This window comes from Agrobacterium vacciniicorymbosi (genome assembly GCF_040427045.1).
In the GTDB taxonomy this organism is placed as follows: domain Bacteria; phylum Pseudomonadota; class Alphaproteobacteria; order Rhizobiales; family Rhizobiaceae; genus Agrobacterium.
This window is the reverse complement of sequence record NZ_JBETMF010000004.1, coordinates 201355-221328: the sequence shown is the minus strand read 5'-3', so window position 1 is coordinate 221328 and position 19974 is coordinate 201355. Positions and strand designations below refer to the sequence as shown.

Genomic DNA, 19974 nt, shown 5'->3' with positions numbered 1-19974 from the left:
TCCAGCAAGGCCGCTCGCGCCATATCATTACGCGGCCATGTAGCGTGAAATGATCGACGCAACCTGGTCGGAGGTCAGGGAGCCCATATGCGTGTTCAACAGCGTATCGATCTGCTGGTTGGACAGGCTCTGAAGCGTATCGGTCGAAAGACCGGCGACGCCGGAGGAGCTGAGGGCGGCAATATCGGAGGTGGAGAACTTGCCGATATTTTCCTTCGACAAGGCCGCAATCTGCTTCGAGGTCAAGGCGCCGACCTGCGCGGGCGTCAATGCCTCGCTCTGGCTTGTGGTCAGAACGGCAATCGCACTGGTCGCAAGGCCCGATATTGCGCCTGTGCTGAGGGCGATAATATCATCCGTCGAGAACAAGGCGATATCTTCGGTACCCAAGGCTGCGGCCTGAATGGCGGTCAGCGCATTGAGCTGCGTGGTCGTCAGGGCATCGACCTGCGCCGTGCTCATCGTTACCACCTGATTATAGCCCAGAGAGCCGACCTGACCCGGCGTCAGAACCTTGATATATTCTGTCGTCAGCCCCGAAATGATCGCCGTCGATAGCCCTCTGATCGCGGAGGAGGCAATGGCGGCGAGATCAGCCGTCGAGAATGTGGACATGCCATCGGTCGTCAAGCCAGACAAGCCATCGGCGCTCAAGGCCGCAATCTGTGCCGTCGAGAAGGAGTCGAGCTGATCCTTGCTCAGCGCCGCCACCTGCTTGCTGGTGAGGCCGGAAATGCCCGCGGTTCCAAGGCCTGACAGTTCCGTAACGGACAGCGAGGCGATGAAATCGGTGGAGAGCCCGCCAATGGCCGAAGAACTGATCGCGCCGATCTGCGCCGGGCTCAAAGTATCAAGCTCGTCCGCCGTCAGTCCGGAGATCGCGGTGGAGGTAAACGCGTTGATCTGCCCCGTCGACATGATGTGAATCTGCTCGAGGCTGAGCGCCGCAACCTGATCGCTCGTCAGGCCTGCAATACCGCCCGTGCTGAGCGCTGCGATCTGTCCCGTGGAGAGCGCGGCGATGTCCGCCGTCTTCAAAGCCGCGACCTGCTGGGATCCGAAGGCCCCGACCTGCGTGGGAGAAAGCGCAGTGATCTGATCGACCGTGAGCGCTGCGACCTGCGCCGTGGACAGGCCTGAAATACCTGCAGAACTCAGTGCGTGGACCATCTCGGTGGAAAGCGCAGCCAGTGTTGCAGTCGGAATGCCGACGATTGCCGCAGAACTGATCGCGGCCAGATCGGCAGTCGAGAATGTCTTGAGATGGGCAAGCCCCAACGCCGCCAATTGTCTGGAACCAAGTGCGGCGACCTGATCGCTGGTAAACGCTTCCACCTGATCAGGGCTGAGAGCCGCAATCTGGTTGCTCGTCAGGCCGGAAACGCCCGACGTACTCAAAATGGCGATCCTGCTTGTGGACATGGCCGCCAGAGCTGCCGTGGACAGTCCCTGAATGACATGGGACGGCAAGGCGGCCAGATCATCGGTGGAAAAGAGATCGATATCGTCAGCGCCAAAGGCCGACAATTGCGCGGACGACAAGGCAGCGATCTGCGTTGGTGTCAGTGCCTCGACCTGATCGGTCGAGAGCTTGTCAATCTGCCCTGTCGAAAGACCGGCAATGCCCGCGGTACTCAGCGCCATGATCTGTGCCGAGGACAGCGCTGCAATGCCTGCGGTGCCGAGTGTAGCAATCTGTTTGGAACCAAGCGCGCCCATCTGAACGGTCGTCAGCGCTTCCAACTGCTTGCTGGTCAAGGCTGCGACCTGCGTCGTGGTCAAGCCTGCAATGCTTGCCGTGCCAAGAATGGCGATGCGTTCTACGGGCAGAGCGGCAATCGTGTCCGTGGACAGGCCGCTGATCGCAGTGGACGTCAACGCCGCAAGTTCATCTGTCGAAAGCGCTGCGAAATCATCGGCACCGAAGGCGCTTAGCTGTGTCGATGTCAACGCAGCAACCTGCACTGAGTTGAAAGCCTCGATCTGGACGACCGAAAGCGCGGCGATCTGATCCGTCGTCAGCCCGCCAATGGCCGCAGTGCTCAAGGCCGCGATTTGAGTGGCGGACAAAGCGCTTGCTCCGGCGCTGCCAAGTGCCGCCACCTGTTTGGAACCGAGAGACGCGATCTGCGCCGTCGTCAATCCCTGTAGCTGAGCGGACGTCAGCGAGCCGATCTGCCCGGTCGACAGGCCGGGTATGCTGGCAGACCCCAGAGCTGCGAGCCTGTCTGCTGACAGACCGGCAAGCGTGGTTGAAGAAAGACCAAGGATTGCGCTGGATGTCAGTGCTGCGAGTTCGGCGGTCGAGAAGACGGCAAGATCGTCCGAACCCAGCGCGCTCACCTGCGATGATGTTAAAAGTCCGACCTGCGCCGTATTGAACGCTTCGACCTGCACGGTCGTCAATGCGCCAATCTGCTCTGCCGTCAGACCTGGGATGCCCGCGGAACTCAAGGCAGCGATCTGACCCGTCGAAAGCGCGGCAACACCGACCGTTCCAAGCGCGGCGACCTGCTTGGAACCAAGAGCTGCCACTTGCACCGTCGTCAATGCTTTAACCTGATCGGTCGTCAGGGCTGCAAGCTGCGTTGTTGTCAGACCAGGAACACTTGCCGGTGACAAGGTTGCTATGACGGACGGGTCCAGTTTCGCTAGCGTTTCAGTTGAGAGACCGGAAACGCCATTGCTGGAAAGAGCAGCAATATCTTTTGTCGAGAATACAGCGAGATCAGCCGTACTCAGAGCCGCTACCTGTGCGGAGGTGAGTGCCGCGACCTGCACTGTGGTCAGCGCTTCTGCCTGTTCGGTCGTCAAGGCCACAATCTGACCCGTGGACAGGCCGGTGATACCGTCCGAACTCAAAGCGGCAATCTGGCTCGTTGTCAGTGTGGCGACACCGGCCCCAAGTGCTGCAACGTGCCGCGACGACAGGGCCGCAACCTGGGTGGTCAGGAGTGCCTTGATCTGGATGTCTGTCAGCGCTGCGACCTGACGGGTCGATAGGCCGCCAATGCCGCCCGTGCCCAGCGCCGTCAATGTTGAGGTGGACAGCGTTGCAATTGTATCGGACGACAATCCGGCAATCGCCTGTGAGCTGATCGCTCCAACGGCGGATGGGGAAAGAGAATCGAGATCGTCCGCACCGAATGCAGAGAGCTGCTGAGAAGTCAGAGCCGCAATCTGTTTGGTCGATAGTGACGCGATCTGACCCGTACTCAAGGCGGAAATCTGACTGGTGGTCAGACTTGCCACAGCATCCGTGCTCAAGGACGCGATCTGGCCGGCTGTCAGCGCAGCAATGGTGCTTGTCGGAAGTGAATCGATGATACCGATGTTGAGCTTTCCAATTTCTTCATTGGAAAACTTCTTGATATTGTCTGCTCCCAACGCGGTTATCTGGGCAGTTGTCAGCACGCCAACTTGAACCAAGGTCAGGGCTTCAGCCTGCCCCGTGTTCAACGTTGCGATCTGCGCGGTCGTCAGACCAGAAATACCGCCCGTGCTGAATGCAGCGATCTGCCCTGTCGAAAGCTTGCCGATATCGTCAGACCGAAGAACAGAAACCTGGTCAGCCGTGAGGGAAGAAACCTGCTTGGTCGTCAACTTCTGAACTTGCTCAGCGGTCAGGGCAACAACCTGCTTGGTGGTCAATCCGGAGATGCTGGCCGGGTTCAAGGAAGCGATATCCGTAGACATGGCAACCAATGCAGCCGTGGACAGGCCGGATATTGCGCCGGAACTGATGGCTGCAAGTTCTTCTTTGGTGAAGTTCTTGATGTTGATGTCTTTGATGGCTTCCAGCTGGTCGGCACTCAGCGCGCCAATCTGCGTGCTTGTCAGCGCATCAACGCTCTCGCTGGAAAGTGTGCCAATCTGCTGTTTTGAGAGACCAGAAACTCCCGCTGTCGATATGGCGGCAATCTGTAGCGTGCTTAGAGCCGTTATATTGCCGGTACCAAGTGCTGAGATTTGAGCAGAGCCCAACTGGCCGATCTGCTCTTTGGAAAGCACCGCCAATTGCTCGGTTTTCAGTGCCGCCACCTGGCGGTCCGTCAAACCTTTTACCGCCGTCGTGTTGATACCCGAGATTTGTGTCGTGGTGAGCGATGCAAGTTCGGCAGGACCGATGGCGGCAATCTGAGCAGAGCTCATGGCCGAAACCTGATCCTTGCTAAGGGCGGCCAATTGATCGGTATTGAGGGTGTCGATCTGGTCGGATGTCATGCCCTTGAGCGACGTCGTAGACAATTTCTTGATCTGGTCTGCCGTCAGTGCTTTGACGACGGCCTCACTCAGGCCCGATATCGCACTGGAATTGAGCGCGGCGATATCTGCCGTTGAAAACGTCGCAATATCATCCGCACCCAGGCCCGCTGTCTGGCTCGATTTCAACGCGCCGATCTGAATCGTGGTCAAGGCATTGACTTGAAGTGTTGTGAGAGCCGCGATCTGATCGGACTTGAGGCCCGCAACTGCTTTAACGTTAAGAGCCGCGATCTGGGCGGTCGATAGCGCTCCCAAAGCATCATTCGACAGGCCAGCGGCACCGGACGCGCTGATGCCGACAATGGCTTCAGCGGACATGCCCTTGATGTTTTCAGCCTTCAACCCGGCAATTTGCGCGGAGCTGAGAGCTGCGACCTGGGAGGAAGACAGGGCAGCGATCTGGGTGCTTGACAGTGCGGACATCTGATCCGCACTCAGGGCGCCCAGAGTTTTCGCCAATATCGACGAAATCTGTTTGGTATCCAAGGCCGCGATAGAGGTTGACGTTAGGGCAGACACTTGCGTGGAGCTCAGCGCCTTGATCTGGTTGGTCGACAATGCGGCAACCTGCGTCGAACTCAAGGCTGCGATCTGCGTAATCGTCAGTTTTGATATCGCACTCGTATTCAACACAGCGATGTTTTCCGCTGTCAGCGATGCCACGACAGAGTCCGATAGCCCTGTGATTGCCCTGCTGGTAAGAGCGGAAACAGCGGACGTCGTCAGAGAGTTCAGGTCAGTCGCATCCAGGGCAGCAAGCTGTGTTGCGGTCAGCTGACCGGCTTGCGCGTTCGAGAGCTTGCCAAGCTGCTCGCTGGAAAGCACATTGAGCTGGTCTCCCGTCAGCCCGGCTATGGCTGCTGTGCTGATGGCTGCTATTTTATCTGATGTGAGCGCGGCAATGACCGCAGTGCTCAGTCCCTGAATGGCTTTGGAGCCGATTGCGGCAATATCAGCCGTGGAAAACTTGGCGATATCGGCTGTTCCCAGAACGCTGAGTTGCGCCGAGCTGAGCGCCTTGACCTGTGCAGATGAGAGCGCTTCCAGCTGTTCTACGGTCAGTGCCGCGACCTGTGCGGTCGAAAGGCCAGCAATCGCCGAGGTGCTTAGGGACGTGATCCGGTCCTCTTTAAGCGAGCTTAGATAGTCCGTCGTCAACGACTTGATCTGCGTGGTTTTGATCGCGCCCAGCTGCCTGCTCGTTAATTCGGCCAGCTGATCAGATGTCAAGGCAGCGAATTGCTCGGATGAAAACACGGCGATGGCCGCAGTGCTGAGAGAGGAAATTTTATCCGTCGAGATACCTGCCACGGCAGCCGTGCTGAGGCCCGCTATCGCCTTGGTCGAAATCGCAGCAATTTCATCTGCCGTGAAAGAGTTGATTCCCTCAGCACTGATGGCTCCAATCTGGGTGGAACTCAGCACTTTGACCTGTGCCACAGTCAGTGCTGCGATCTTTTCGGTGGGGAGTGCGGCCAATTGATCGGTCGTGAGTTTGGCAACCGCGCTGGTGGAAAGAGCCGCGATCTGGTCTGTCGTCAGCTTGGCTATGGCGTCCGGATCGAAGCCGGAAATTGCTTTGCCTGACAAGGATGCAAGTGCAGAAGCGTTGAAAGATGAGATATCGTCTTTCGAAAAAACCGACGCCTGGGCAGAGGTCAATGACGCCAGTTGCGTAGAGGTTAGAGCGGCGAGTTGAAGAGTGCTGAGTGCTCCGATTTGATCAGTAGTGAGCTTGGAGAAAGTATTGGCACTGATCGCTGCTACCTGTTGCTCCGTCAAAGCCGCAACGGTATCTGTGCTCAGACCCGCTGCCGCAGCGCTGGTGATCGCTGCCATGTCCGCAGTTGAAAAGGTCTTGATCTGCTCATCACTTAGGCTTTGAATCTGCGTGGAGTTCAGCGCCTTGACCTGAGTCGCCGTCAGCGCCTCGCCCTTGTCGTTCGAGAGCTTTGAAAGCTGCTCCGTCGTCAGGCCCGGAATGGCTCTCGTACCCAGGGCTGCGATTTGGGCTGCGGAAAACCCCGAAAGATTGTCGGCCGACAGCACTTCAACCTGCGTCGATTTGAGGACGCTGACCTGTTTCGTCGTCAAACCGGAGAGCTGATCTGACGACAGGGCGGCAATCTGTGATGTCGTGAGGCTGGCGATAACTGCCGTACTTAACCCGGCGATACCAGATGAAGAGAGGTTACTCATATAATCAGGACCAAGGGCCGTGATCTGGGCGGCTTTCAACGCGGCAACCTGACCAGATGTCAGCGCATTCACTTGGTAGGAACTTAACGCACCGAGCTGCTCGGTCGTCAGCCTGGAAACAGCATTTGTGCTCAACGATGCCAGCTGCTCATCCGTAAGGGACGTGAAGACCTCGACACTCATGCCGGGAATGGCGCTTCCGCTGAGGGCACCGATCTGCTCCGTCGAAAGCAAAAGAAGGGAAAAGCTCGTTAAGCCTGCGATACCCTTGCTGGAAATCGCGGCCATATCTGCTGTTGAAAATGTCTGGAGATCTTCTGGCTCAAGCGCCGCGATCTGATCGGAACTCATCGCGCCAATTTGCGCAGGAGTAAACGCTTCAGCTTGATCCGGCGTCAGATGCCCAAGCTGCTCGGTGGTAAATGCTGACACCTGCCCCGAGCTTAGGGCTTCAAGAGCGAGTTTGTTCAGAATGCTGATCTGGTCCAGCGTCAATCCGACCATTGAGCTGGTTGAAATCGCGCTGAGCTGCTTGGGGCTCATGGCCTGAACGTCTTCAAGTTCCAGCGCGCCGATCTGTTCGGCTGAAAACGCGCTGATCTGTCTTGACGAAAGAACCTTGACCTGCTCGGTCGACAACGCCGCCACATCTTCTCCAGACCAACTGGCAACCGTCGCCGTGGACAGTTTCATGATTTGGCTGGTGGAGTAAGAAGGTACGATCGATGTCATGTGCAGGCCTTGGTCGCGAGTTCAAATATCGAAAACAAACGGTCGAGGCCGCAGGACCTCAGACGAAGGCCGGAACACAAACGCGCGTTCTTCCCGACCCCTTGTCACGCAGAACACCACTTGGCCAAAGGCCAAAGGCAGCATCCCCCGTTGACAATCCTAGGTTTGGTTGCTTGCGCGAAGCTTTCAGTTTTTCCGAAATAGAAACCCTGAGTATCCATGGTCAGGGCGCAGTTGTGCCCCCCGCAATGCGACCAGCACTACGGCTCAGAGACCACAAATTTACTTTGGCTGATACTTGATGCCGATTGTTAGAGCGGAGGGTTGAGGAAGGAAGGCATTGCCTCTTGCTTTTCTGCAAGCGCAAGGAACAGGCGGGATGTATCCAGCGCTTCCCGGATCGTCACATCCATGTCCAGATAGCGATATGTCCCGAGCCGCCCCACGAATGTTATGCCGTTCTCGTCATTGGCAAGCGAGACATATTGAGCAAGCTGCTCTTTTTCCTTCACCAGACGTATGGGGTAGTAGGGAACATCATCCGGGCCGCATTCACGGGAAAATTCACGGTAACAGACTGAACTCTCGTGCTTTTCCCAAGGTGAGAAATGCTTGTGTTCAGTGATGCGGGTATAGGGAACGGAGACTTCTCCGTAATTCATCACCGCACAGCCCTGATAATCGCCCTCATAGGTGAAGCGTTCAAAATCAAGCGTGCGATAGCCCAGGCGGCCATTGGCATAATCGAAATAGCCATCGAGTGAGCCGGAATAGAAGGTGTGGTCGTAACCGCTCACATCATCCCGCGTGAAATTGCTGTTCAGGTGCACGCGAATATTGGGATGATCGAGAATACGCTCGACCATGGGCGTGTAGCCGGTTTCCGGCATCCCCTGGAATTTATGGAAGAAATAATCGTCGTCGTAATTGAAGCGCACCGGCAGTCGCTTGAGGATCGACGCGGGCAAATCCGTTGGCGAGCAACCCCATTGTTTCTGGGTATAGCCTTGGAAAAATGCCTCATAGAGATCGCGACCGACGAAGCGAAGCGCCTGCTCCTCAAAAGTCTGAGGGTCTTCAATCGTCTTGTCGGCCTGCGTGTCGATGAAGTCCTTCGCCTCGTCCGGGCGGAAGGTCTTGTCGAAAAACTGGTTGATGGTGTGCAGATTGACGGGGAGCGAAAACACCTGGCCCCTGCTCGTCGTTTTCACGCGGTTCTTGTAGGGCATGAATGTCTGGTGGCGGTTGACGTATTCCCACACCTCGGCATCGTCGGTATGGAAAATATGCGGGCCATAAACATGAACCATCACGCCCGTCTCGGCATCCCGTTCCGTGTGGCAATTGCCGGCGATGTGGTCGCGCCTGTCGAAGATATCGACCTTATGACCCGCTTGCGCAAGTTCGCGACCAATAACGGCACCGGAAAGCCCGGCTCCGACAATAGCAATCTTCTTGGACTGAGACACTCTCGACCTGCCTTGTAATGATATGTCAGAGCGCCCTGCATTCCCTTTGAATGCTGAGACGCCCTGATTATTCCGTTGCCCGCATGAAAACGCTTAGATTTTGGCTTTTAAGCCGTAGCGGAGGTCTCGCTGGTCCACAACCGATTGTCGAACGGTATGGGGGAGAATTCGTGCCATTCACGCAGTTTCTGGAGATATCGTGCGCGATAACTTTGCTCATCGACGAATTCCAGATTTTCCAGAACGAGTTCAGCGCCGATTTCGTAATAGATGTCCAGATTGCTCAAATCCGGAACCGGTGTTTCTCCACGCTCGGCTTCTCCCTGCATCTGCCAGTACAGCTCTTCCAGACGGCGTGCCAATCCCGGAATATCGCGCAGTATGCTCTTCTCGCGGTTGGCCTGAATCTTGTCCCTGACGATTTTCAGCGTTGCAGGCGCCTTGGCATAAGCGATTGCCTTGGCGACATAGTCCTCGGGACCATCGCAGATCAGTTCAGGCACGCCGGTCGCGGCAACGACGCTGCTGCAGAAGCGCGCGGCAAAGCTCTTGCCGGGGAAGGTGAGAACCGGAAGTCCGACCGTCAACGAGTCCGCTGCCGTCGAATGCGCGCCGTAGGGGAAGGTATCGAGGAAGAGGTCCGCGACCGCGATGCGTGCCAGATGCTCGGCATTCGCTGCCTTGGGCGCAAAGATGATGCGCTCCTGTGCAATTCCGGCCTCTTCGGCCAGTTGTCGCAGCCGTTCGTCGGCTTTCTGGTGGCCGCTCAGCAGCCAAAGCACGCTGTCGGGTGTTGCCGTCAGGATCTTCGTCCATTGATCGAAGGTGCTGGCGTTGATTTTCTGCATGCCATTGAAGCAGGCAAAAACGAAAGCATCCTTTGGCAGTCCTGCCTGTTCACGCGTTGGCTTTTCAGCGATAATGCGCTTGCGGTCAATCGGCTGGTTGCAGGCGATGCGCAGGACCTTTTCCGTGTAATAGATTTCGCTTTCGACCGGGACGATCTGCGGATCGGCAATCATATATTGATGGAACGGGCTGCCCATCGAGCCGGGGTAGCCACAGAAGTTGACGATGACAGGCGCCGGGCGATAGCCGAAAATCTTCGTTCTGGCGTGTTTCGTGTAACCATTGACGTCGATGAGAACATCAACCTCGTCTTTGGCGATCTGACGGGCGGCTTCTTCATCGGAGAGCCCACCAATTTCGCGCCAGACATCCACAACGGCCTTCATACGTGTCTGCGTTGGGTCGTTGGCAACAGGGTCACCGCAATAATAGGCGTAGATTTCAACGTTTTCCTTGTCGTGCAGCTCCAGCACTTCGCGAAGCGCAAAGCCGACGGCATGGTCACGCAGGTCCGAGGACACATAGCCAACGCGCAGGCGCGCGCCCGTTCCGGACTTCTGCTTGACCTTGTTGCGCGGGAAATTGCTAAGGTCGAGACGTCCGACGAAACCCTTGTTGTATTCCCAGGCCTTAGCAAGCTGGAACATCGGATCGTCTGAATAACATCCCAGCGTCAAAGGTGACATGGAATCGACCAATTGACGTTTGGTGACGTGGTTGGACGGGGTGAGAACCGGCCATTTGCACTGCCGCTGCCGAATAGCGCTCCAGTGCTGCCCGGTTTCCTTCTTTTCGGGTCGCAACTCCAAGGCCTGCCAGAGCACAGTCTCTGCTTCCTCAAGCAGGCCCGCATTTTCCATGACGCGGCCGATGTGCTGCAACGCCATCACCCGGTAGGACAGACGGTCCGCCGTCGTCTCGGCCGTGCTGTTGGCAAAGCCTTGCCACTGCATGATGGCCTGCGGGGACAGACCACTGTCTTCATAAGCGCGGCCCAGATTGATGTGGGCAGGCCCGAATACGGGATCGATCTTCAATGCCGCCTGCAAGGCGTTAATCGATCCCGGCATATCATCAAGCTGGCGCAGTATGACGGAGTAGTTGAAATAGACCATCTGGATTCCGGGGTGGGAATCATTGAATGCCAGCCAGGTCTTGTAAAGCTTCACGGCATCGGCCAGGCGGCCTTCCGCGCCCAAGGTTTCGGCGAATTTCAACACGTCCGTCAGAGCCAGACGTTGCGTTCTCGCCAACTCCAGCAGATTTTGCAGAAGCGAATTGGAAAATTCCCCATGTGCCACAGTATTCATCAATCATAACCCCGGAGCTGGCGTGCACGATGGCAACAAACCGCTATTTGTTTAGAACCGGTGGCGAGATTAATACTTTGAAGCTTGTGCGGCGCTTTACTTGCACGAAAACCGTGCGTTTTGTCGCCTTATCCAACACATTTTTCGTTACACAAAGGCAAAAGGGCACCACAAGTGTGCCCTTCTCTTAAATCTGGCGTCTATTTACTGGCCGATTCCTATCAGCCTAAAACAGGTCGAAATCGCCGGAAGCCTTGTCGAGTGGCTGTGAATGGCCGTGGCGCAAGCCAGCGCCAAGAGCTTTTTGCATTTCTGCAAGCTTGACGAGGCTGAGTGCCGTGGAAACATCGACGGCCCATTCCAGCGGAATAAAGCCGGTGATCGTGTCGATGAATTCCGCAAGACCGCGCGTTTTCTGAACCGCAAGATCGATGCCTTGCAGGAGCCGCATGCCTTCGGTCGAGACTGCACCATTGGTCGCTTCAAGCAGTTGCGGCTCTATACGCTCGATGAGGTAAGCCACGTCGTGCAATTCGGAAACGACCCGCATCAGAACGTCGGGAAGCGCCTCTTCGAATGCTGAAAATTCCGCGTTCTCTGCGATCTGCATGAATACTCCGTGGCCAATATGCCGAACCGAAAAGAAAAAACCTATTTCGGCCCGATGCTGAAACAAAATGATGGAACGGCGTGAGCAATCGCTTTGTGCGCCGTTTAGAAAAATTCGATGTCGCTTGCCACTGGCTTTGGTGCCGGTGCGGGGCGTCTTTCCAGAGCAACCGTCGACTGCGCTTCGGCTCCGCTAAGCGGATGCTGACGCGCGCGACCGGAAACCGGCCAGAACTCCACCTTGCGGCCCGAGTCCCCTCCCGTCGATTGCCCGAGAAGACGAATGCCTTCGTCCTTTAGAAACTGCACCGCGAATGCGGCGTTCTGCTCGCCGACATTAGAGAAGCTGGCAATCGTCTTCGCCCCGCCGAAGATTTTTGCCTCGAGACGATCACGGCGTGCCCCCTGCTTGAGCAGGCCGTTGATCAGCAATTCCATGAGATGCACCCCGTAACGGGTCGCATCTCCACCCCCCATACCCCCCGTACCCGGCAGCAAGAAATGGTTCATGCCGCCGACGCCCGCAACGGGGTCTCTGAGACACGCAGCCACGCACGAGCCGAGAATGGTCGTCAAGACCACATCGGGATCGTTGGCGATCTTGTATTCGCCCTGGATAATGTGCACGCGCTTGGCTGCGGTTTCGATCATTTCAAGGATCCAAATACGGCTTCGATTGCCGCCTTCATCTTGTCGATGGAGAATGGCTTTGCCAGAACGTTGTTTGCACCGAGCTGAGCTGCCTTCTGAACCAGCGCGCGGTCGCCCTGCGCGGTCAGAATGATGAAGGCTGCCTTCTTGGTGGTTGGGTTCGTGCGAACCGCCTGCAAGAAGCCAAGACCGTCCATCTTGGGCATGTTGAAGTCGGAGATGACGAGATGATGGGGCTGCTGCTCCATGATCTTCATGCCCTGCTCGCCATCGCCAGCGGAGGTGATCTGCTTGAAGCCGAGCTGCGTCAGTGCATCACTGAGCAGGAGGCGGCTTGTGACCTGATCGTCAACGATCAGAACTTTGATTTTTTCTGCAAGAGACATTAGTCGGAACCTTCTTTTCGGGCAGCAGTAAGTTTCAGAATTTCTTCGCCGATGGCGTTGAGCGGAAGCTGTTGTTCAACCGCACCAAGCTCATGAGCGACCCTCGGCATTCCATAAACGACGCAGGTTTTTTCGTTTTGACCGACGGTACGCGCACCGGCATGACGCATTTTCAGCAAACCGGCAGCACCGTCGCGACCCATTCCGGTCAGGATGACGCCGACCGCATTGCGTCCGGCAAGTTCGGCCACGGAATCGAACAGAACGTCCACCGATGGTCGATGGCCATTAACAGGTTCTTTTTCCAAAAGCCTGCAACTTGGTGCGGAATGATTAACGACCTGCAAATGCCGCTCACCGCCGGGTGCGAGGTATATTTTACCGGTCTGGAGCCGTGCCCCATCGGTTGCCTCTTCCACCACGGGTGCGCAGAGCCGGTTGAGACGTTCGGCGAAGCTTTTCGTGAAGGTCGATGGCATGTGCTGGGTGATGACCGTGGGCGGGCAATTGGCCGGAAACTTCTGCAGAACAGAAATCAGAGCCTCCACACCGCCGGTCGATGAACCGATGGCAACGATCTTGCGACCCACACGATAATCGCTGACAGCCATCGGCGCCGCGATAGCAGGCTTTTCGGCAGCGACATTGCGATAGCTCTGGTGCTGCGAACGCGCCGCCGCCTTGACCTTTTCCGCCAGATCGCCAAACGGCCTGCTGTCACCGGGTGCCGGTTTGCCCACGCAATCGAAGGCACCGATTTCGAGCGCCGCCAGAGATGCGCCGGCACCGCGATGCGTCAGGGTCGAGACCATGATGACCGGCATGGGCCGAAGCCGCATGATCTTTTCCAGAAATTCAAGGCCGTTCATTTCCGGCATCTCGATATCCAGCGTCACGACATCCGGATTGAGTTCCTTGATTGCCGCACGCGCTTCCATGGCATTGCCTGCCTGACCGACCACGTCAACATCGGGGTCAGCCTTCAGCACAGCCGAAATCAGCCCACGCATGGTGGGTGAGTCGTCAACAACGAGAACCCGTGCCGGTGAAGTCATGCTTTCCTCCCGCCGGGTTTGCCGATGAAGCGATAGGTGGTGATGCCGGTATTGTCGAACAGGGCCTTTGGATCACCCGAAACACGCTCGGAGTGGCCGATGTAAAGATGTCCACCTTCCGGCAACAGACCCGCAAAACGCGACCAGATTTTCACCTGCGTCGGCTCATCGAAATAGATCACCACGTTGCGGCAGAAAATCACGTCGAAACCGCCCTTGAAGGGCCATTGCGTCATGAGGTTCAGCTCGTTGAAAGTGATGAGTTTTTTGACCTTGTCGCTGATCTGGTGCTTGCGGCGACCGCCGACATCCACGTCCTGAAACCATTGCTTGCGCATGGCCGGAGACACGGTTTCGAGCGCGTTCTCGTCATAGACCCCTGCTCTCGCCTGCGCCAGAATCTTGGGATCGATGTCGGTTGCCAGAATCCTGAAATCGTAGTCGGCGGCGTTTGGAAACATCGCCAGGACCGTCAGCGCAATCGAATAGGGCTCCTGACCGTCGGAGCAGGCAGCAGACCAGATGCGAACGCGGCCACCCGTCTTCGCCCGGTTGATGAGGCCCGGCAGGACTTCATCGCGCAGATGCTCGAAGTGATGGTTTTCGCGGAAGAAGCGGGTGAAATTCGTCGTCAGATGCGACAGCATTTCCCTGCGCGCATGCGCGCCTTCCTGCGAGGAAACCAGAGTGCAATATTCCCGAAATCCGGACAGGCCCAGATTGCGGATGTGTTTTGACAGTCGCGAATAAACGAGCGACGCCTTGGTGTCGTTCAGATAGATACCCGCATCGGCATAAATCATCGCGGCGATTTCGGACAGGTCGCGGCGTGTCAGCGGATATTCTCCGCTGGCAAGCACTTCGTCCGGTGATAGGCGTTGATCGTTAAACTTGAGCGCTGTCATTCATCACCACTTTTCAACCGGCTGCCGCAAGAGACATCTCTTGCTTGAGAGACTGGCCACGAGACGCGCCGACAACAGCATCCACATCCAGAATGAGAGCCACACGACCATCACCGAGGATGGTTGCGGCAGCAATGCCCGGAACGTGGGTGTAGTTGGCTTCCAGCGACTTGATCACGACCTGACGCTGCCCCTGGATGGCATCGACCATCAGAGCGCGCTGGCCGCCGCCTTCCGATTCCACCAGAAGGGCAACACCGTCCACCGGGTTTGCCTGTGTGGCGCGGAAGTTGAGAATGCGACCGACATCCACCAGCGGGCAGAAGGAGTTGCGGATCGAGATCAGGCGCTGGTTGGAACCGAAGGAGTGAATGTTCACGGCTTCCGGCTGCAGCGTTTCGACAATCGCCGTCAAAGGAACGACGAGCGTCTGACCGGCAACCGTCACCACCATGCCATCGAGAACGGCAAGCGTCAGCGGCAGGCTCATGGTGAAGGTCGAGCCGAGGCCCGGACGCGAGGTGATGCTGATGCGGCCACCGAGTGCCTGGATCGAGCGCTTGACCACGTCCATACCGACGCCACGACCCGAAATATCGGAAATCTTGTCGGCGGTAGAGAAGCCCGGTGCGAAGATCAGGTTGTCGATTTCTTCGTCCGTCAGGTTGGCATCGGCAGCGATCAGGTCGTTGTCGATGGCCTTCTGGCGAACGCGCTCGCGGTTGATGCCCGCGCCATCGTCCTGAAGTTCGATGAGAATACGGCCCGAGCGGTGCTTTGCCGTCAGCTTGACGGTGCCTTCCGGGTTCTTGCCGGCGGCTTCGCGCTTTTCAGGCGTTTCGATGCCGTGGTCGACGGCATTACGGATCATGTGCGTCAGCGGTTCGGCCAGCTTGTCGATGACCGTCTTGTCCACTTCGGTGTTTTCACCCTCGGTGATCAGGCGGATCTGCTTGCCGATCATGTCGGCAACTTCGCGGACGATACGCGACATGCGCTGGAAGACAGGCTTCACAGGCTGCGCGCGGATGGCCATGACGCTATCCTGAATTTCGCGCGTCAGCTGCTGAAGTTCTTCCAGACCCATGTTGACGGCGGATGTGCCGGTCGTGTCGTTTTCGATCACGCTCTGCGACAGCATCGCCTGGTTGATGACGAGTTCGCCGACGAGGTTGATCAGGCGGTCAACGCGGTCGAGGTCGACGCGGATGGTCTGGCCGGCGCTTGCATTGGCGGCGTTGGCAGCCGCTGCAGCGGCAGCCGGTGCTTCCTTCTTCTCGGAAGCGGCAGAAACGGTGCGCGTGACTTCGGTCGCGGCGACGGCTGTTGCAACGGTCTTTGCAGCAGTCGTCTCGTCTGCGGCATCAGACATGACGGCGGGTTCGTCGGCGACTTCATCCAGAACCGAAAGATCGAACGGCACCGGTATCATCGGCAGTTCTTCTTCAGGCGGGGTTTCCTCGACGATCTCGGTGATTTCCAGATCGCAATCCCACTCCGCAAACTCGAAAACGGTGCGGATGCCAGCGGCACCCTTGTCCGTCTTTATCGTGATCTTCCACTGGAAATAGGCAGCTTCCGGCTCGATGTTTTCGAGCAGCGGCAATGCGGTCATGTCGCAGTTGATGCTCATCTCGCCGATGCGCGAGAGGTCGCGCAGCAGAAGCGCGGATTCATTGCCCTTGGTGTAGAGCGATGTCTGCGGCTTGAAGACGACGTTGAAGGACGGTGTTTCCATGAGTGGAACCGTGTCGTCTTCGAAGTCGCCGAAGGAGAAGGCGACGGGCTGGAAGCCACTGTCGTCGGTCGGGGCAGGTGCTGCGGCAACCGGTGCTGGTGCTGCGGCTTTCGGTGCTGCCGGTTCCGAGGCTGCACTGGGCGAAACCTTTTCGCCATTGGCAAGCGCTTCCAGTTCCTTGACCAGTCCGCGCGTGCGGCCTTCCTCGACGCTGCCACCATCACGGGCGGCATTGGTCAGATCGGCCAGAACGTCGGCCGATTTCAGCATGACCTTCAGAACGTCCTGATCGGGCTCGAGCTTGTTCGAGCGCACGCAATCCAGAGTCGTTTCAAAAACGTGGGCGAAGGCCACGAGATCTTCGAGACCGAAAGCACCCGCTCCACCCTTGATGGAATGAACGGCACGAAACACAGCATTCACGGTTTCCGGGTCGCGGTCGCCGTCGTTCAATTTCAGAAGACCCGATTCCAGTTCGGCGAGCTGTTCCTCGCACTCCTGGAAGAAGATTTCTTTGATTTCGTTCATATCCATCGTGAGTGGTCCCGTATCAAGCAGTTACGCGTTCAATGGCATCGATCAGCTTTACAGGATCGAACGGCTTGACGATCCAGCCGGTCGCGCCTGCCTGGCGGGCACGATTTTTCTTCTCGGCATCGCTTTCGGTGGTCAGCACGAGGATCGGGATCGCACGGTATTTTTCGTTGCGGCGAACGCCTTCGATAAAGCCGAAGCCATCGAGACGCGGCATGTTGATATCCGTGACGATGACGTCTGGATCGCAGCCCTCGAGAACTTCAAGTCCTTCGACGCCGTCTTCCGCCTGGATCGTTTCGAAACCCGCATTATTGAGCGTGACCAGCAACATGTTGCGGATCGTTCTGGAATCGTCGACGGTCAGAACCTTCTTCTTCATTTCTATGCCTCCTTCGGGAGCATATGATCGATGTCTACGCCGATCAGTTTAAGGGTTTTGTCAAAGGCATCCGATGCCTTGGAAAAAGTGAATGGTTTGCCATCGGCTTCCCAAGCCTTGATGCCAGCCATCAAGACCTGGGCGCACTGTACGCCCACGCGCTCGACCTCGGAGGCATCCACCGCAAGCGGGGCACCCCTCATTTCCATCAGTTTTCCGTGCAAGACGGATGCCTGATTGAGGTCCAGCACCGGTGACAGTTTCAATGTCGACTGCGCTGCTTTCCTGCCTGCCATCAAATCACTCCTTGGCGTCTGAATTGTTGCTGCACGTAGCCGTAATCCATGCGTTCCTCGCGCAAGGGTGCCACGTTTTGCTGATGCTGATACTGTCTCGTAACCGGCTCTGCCGCCGCGTGCATCTGGCGGGCAATGCGGAATTCGCGCACCGTCCGGCCCAGTTCGAGAATAACCGTGTGCAGATCGTCGGCCTCTTGCGCCGTCGTCGTCAGGCGGCTGGCGGCGCGATCCGACTCCGCGCCAATCGAGCCGAGTTCGACCGCGACCGTCTGGAGGCTGGTGACGTTTTCGTCGGTGCGGCGGGCAACATCGCCGATCATATCGCTAACGCCGGAAACCTGACGAACCACGCCGCCAATGGCTTCCTGCGTGCGATTGACCATCCGTACGCCCGCATCGACCTGCGTCTTGGTGCCGTTGACGAGGTTCTTGATTTCCCGTGCCGCATCCGCGGAACGCTGCGCCAGCGCGCGCACTTCCTGCGCAACGACAGCAAAGCCGCGACCGCTTTCGCCCGCACGCGCCGCTTCGATACCGGCATTGAGCGCTAGCAGATTGGTCTGGAACGCGATCTCGTCGATGGAGCCGATGATACGACCAATCTGTTCTGCGGATTGTTCGATACCGGCCATGGCGCTTATCGCCTCACCGACAGCCGTGCCGCTTTCGGTGGCGGCATTGCGTGCCTGCAAGACCGCGCTTTCGGCTGCGGAAATGCGCTCGTTGCTGGTGCGGACTTCGCCGATGACGGAGCCGAGTGAATCGGCAGCGCTGGTGAAGCGTTGCGCCTGCTGGGAGGAAGCGGAGGCCATGGCCCTGCCCTCACCCGCCAGTCGTTCGGTGGCGGCATGCGCATCATGAATGCCCGCTTGAGCAGCGGACATGGAGGCCTCGATCTTTTCCAGCGCGCCATTGAAGGCAGCTGCCAGATCGCGGTAGGCCTCAGGGATATCGCCAGTAATGCGTGCCGTCAGGTCGCCTGCAGCAAAAGCGTTGAGCGCATCGCCCAACAGGCGCTTGGCACCGGCCTGATCGTCTTCGCGCTGCTTTGCCAGTTCCTGATTGTGGCGAATGCGCAATTCGTTGAAGCGTAGCGACACCGCAATCTCGGTATCGACCATGACAAGCCGCACCACGGCTTTGACGGCCTCTGCCAGTTCTTTCTGGCGCTTGCGGTTGCCGGGCAGAAACGAACGCGGTGCGTGATCGGCAATCAGGCCGCCGAGAAGATTTTCCAGCACCACGGCATGTCCGGCCACGTGCCAGCGCGGGTCGAGACCCATGCGGCTTTCGGTGTCCGATAGCACCTTGATACGTTCGGCATAGACGGCATCGAAGCGCGCATCCGTCAAAACACCCCAATGGGCGATCTGGAGATCGTGCAGCCTGTCGAGCTGATTTTCGCTTTCGAAGGACGGGGAACAGTCGGGCATGGACTGGAAGCGCACCATCAGGTCGCGCAGGCCCGCCTTGACGTGGGGCTCCAGCATGGTGCGGTAACGGCGCAGCAGATCGCACTGGTCTTGGTCAAGACCAGCAAAACGCAACCGGCCAGCCAGGCTACCGCCTGTTGCCTTTCGCGTTTGATCTGTTGGCAAATCCTGCCCCAAGCGACGTCCCCAATAACTTCGCCGGGAGTGAACCGGCCAATGACCGATTGAGAATGCCAGTATCCAAGGGGATATTTCACGGTGATGCGCATCCCGAGGGGATGACGCACTGACGCTGCTGAGCCTTCTGCAATCGAAGATAATACCGGATCAGTCCCGGTACGGCAGGGCGGCGTCATGCCTGGAAGAAGATTTAGTCCAAATCTTCATTCCGCCGTGAAATACGTCCAATCTTTATGGTTAATTCCTTGCTTGAAGGTTAAGAAAGCGCGGTTTCACCTAAGATTGCTAAAATTTGTTATGCACTTTACCTTTCATAACATTTAACACGACTGGATTCGTTCAAGAATCGCTATTTTTGGAAAAGATTTCTTATTTTTAGGCCTCTCGCGCTGGACAACGGCAACACCGTTCCCCTAAAACAAAATCACACGATATCCGCTTCCATGGTGATGTTTCAACGAAACGCTGACGACGACTGAGGAGACACGATTTTGCCATGGATCGGGAAAAGCCGCTGCGCCCCGCTTCACTCCACGAGGCTGATCGATGTCTTTGTCGCGGGCATGCTCGTTTTCATGGGAATTCAGGCCGCCGCAAACGCAAGCCCGGTTCTCAAACCGCACCGCCTCGAACGCTCCCATCTGCCACAGCAGACATTGCCCTCCGGTGTTGAGGCACGGGATGAATTTGACGGTCACGTCGCCATTTGCGATATCTGCCGTCACACGCTCGATCACGACTTTGTTTACGGGATTTTATCGGTTCCCGCACTGGTAACCGACTATAGGAAGGCCCAAATCGGGCTTGAAGACCTGCACTCCGATTTGCCTGGTCTTCGTCTCGCCGGAACGGTCTCGCCTCGCGGTCCACCGAAAACAAGCACATAGCCGTCGCGGCCTGTTTCTCTGTCTCCTTCCGACGGATCTGGCGAAGCTGACGGACGCAAGAACCGCCAAACCGCAACGCCAGAGAAATTG

General features: G+C 57.4%; 13 protein-coding genes. 1 reads left to right on the top strand and 12 read right to left on the bottom strand.

Going from position 1 to position 19974, the window contains the following annotated elements; genetic code table 11:
- Positions 1-27: 27 nt before the first annotated feature.
- The 12 genes from ABUK73_RS08655 to ABUK73_RS08600 form a co-directional block, all read right to left on the bottom strand.
- Positions 28-7197: a beta strand repeat-containing protein gene (locus tag ABUK73_RS08655; protein ID WP_353576916.1), complete on the bottom strand. Its 7170-nt coding sequence runs from the start codon at positions 7195-7197 to the stop codon at positions 28-30.
- A 311-nt stretch (positions 7198-7508) separates the two neighbouring features.
- The gene (gene glf, locus ABUK73_RS08650; protein WP_353576915.1) at positions 7509-8666 is read right to left on the bottom strand and encodes a UDP-galactopyranose mutase; all 1158 of its coding nucleotides are present in this window, start codon (positions 8664-8666) and stop codon (positions 7509-7511) included.
- 107 nt (positions 8667-8773) lie between these two features.
- Entirely contained in the window at positions 8774-10825 is a 2052-nt protein-coding gene (locus ABUK73_RS08645; protein WP_353576914.1) for an O-linked N-acetylglucosamine transferase, SPINDLY family protein, read from the bottom strand.
- A 226-nt stretch (positions 10826-11051) separates the two neighbouring features.
- The gene (gene cheT / locus ABUK73_RS08640) at positions 11052-11435 is read right to left on the bottom strand and encodes a chemotaxis protein CheT (protein WP_353576913.1); all 384 of its coding nucleotides are present in this window, start codon (positions 11433-11435) and stop codon (positions 11052-11054) included.
- 104 nt (positions 11436-11539) lie between these two features.
- The gene (gene cheD / locus ABUK73_RS08635; protein WP_353576912.1) at positions 11540-12085 is read right to left on the bottom strand and encodes a chemoreceptor glutamine deamidase CheD; all 546 of its coding nucleotides are present in this window, start codon (positions 12083-12085) and stop codon (positions 11540-11542) included.
- Positions 12082-12471 carry a chemotaxis response regulator CheY2 gene (cheY2, locus tag ABUK73_RS08630; RefSeq protein WP_042618009.1) on the bottom strand — a complete coding sequence of 130 codons (390 nt, stop codon included), beginning with the start codon at positions 12469-12471 and terminating at the stop codon, positions 12082-12084. Before cheY2 ends, cheD begins: the two co-directional genes overlap by 4 nt.
- Positions 12471-13526 (bottom strand): protein-glutamate O-methylesterase CheB, encoded by a 1056-nt coding sequence (cheB, locus tag ABUK73_RS08625; RefSeq protein WP_113089698.1) that lies wholly within the window; start codon positions 13524-13526, stop codon positions 12471-12473. Before cheB ends, cheY2 begins: the two co-directional genes overlap by 1 nt.
- Entirely contained in the window at positions 13523-14431 is a 909-nt protein-coding gene (gene cheR, locus ABUK73_RS08620; protein ID WP_113089697.1) for a protein-glutamate O-methyltransferase CheR, read from the bottom strand. The genes cheB and cheR overlap by 4 nt, the downstream gene beginning before the upstream one ends.
- 13 nt (positions 14432-14444) lie before the next feature.
- A complete protein-coding gene (locus ABUK73_RS08615; protein ID WP_353576911.1) occupies positions 14445-16703 on the bottom strand; it encodes a chemotaxis protein CheA in 2259 nt (752 codons plus the stop codon).
- Positions 16704-16719: 16 nt separating this feature from the next.
- On the bottom strand, positions 16720-17085 hold the full coding sequence (cheY1, locus tag ABUK73_RS08610; RefSeq protein WP_113089695.1) for a chemotaxis response regulator CheY1: 366 nt from the start codon (positions 17083-17085) through the stop codon (positions 16720-16722).
- Positions 17086-17087: 2 nt separating this feature from the next.
- Positions 17088-17381: an STAS domain-containing protein gene (locus tag ABUK73_RS08605; protein ID WP_113089694.1), complete on the bottom strand. Its 294-nt coding sequence runs from the start codon at positions 17379-17381 to the stop codon at positions 17088-17090.
- A complete protein-coding gene (locus tag ABUK73_RS08600; protein WP_353576910.1) occupies positions 17381-18982 on the bottom strand; it encodes a methyl-accepting chemotaxis protein in 1602 nt (533 codons plus the stop codon). Before ABUK73_RS08600 ends, ABUK73_RS08605 begins: the two co-directional genes overlap by 1 nt.
- Positions 18983-19488: 506 nt before the next feature.
- On the opposite strand from ABUK73_RS08600, the gene ABUK73_RS08595 reads away from it, so the two are divergent.
- Complete coding sequence (locus tag ABUK73_RS08595) at positions 19489-19884, top strand: hypothetical protein (RefSeq protein ID WP_353576909.1); 396 nt, start codon at positions 19489-19491, stop codon at positions 19882-19884.
- Positions 19885-19974: the final 90 nt, after the last annotated feature.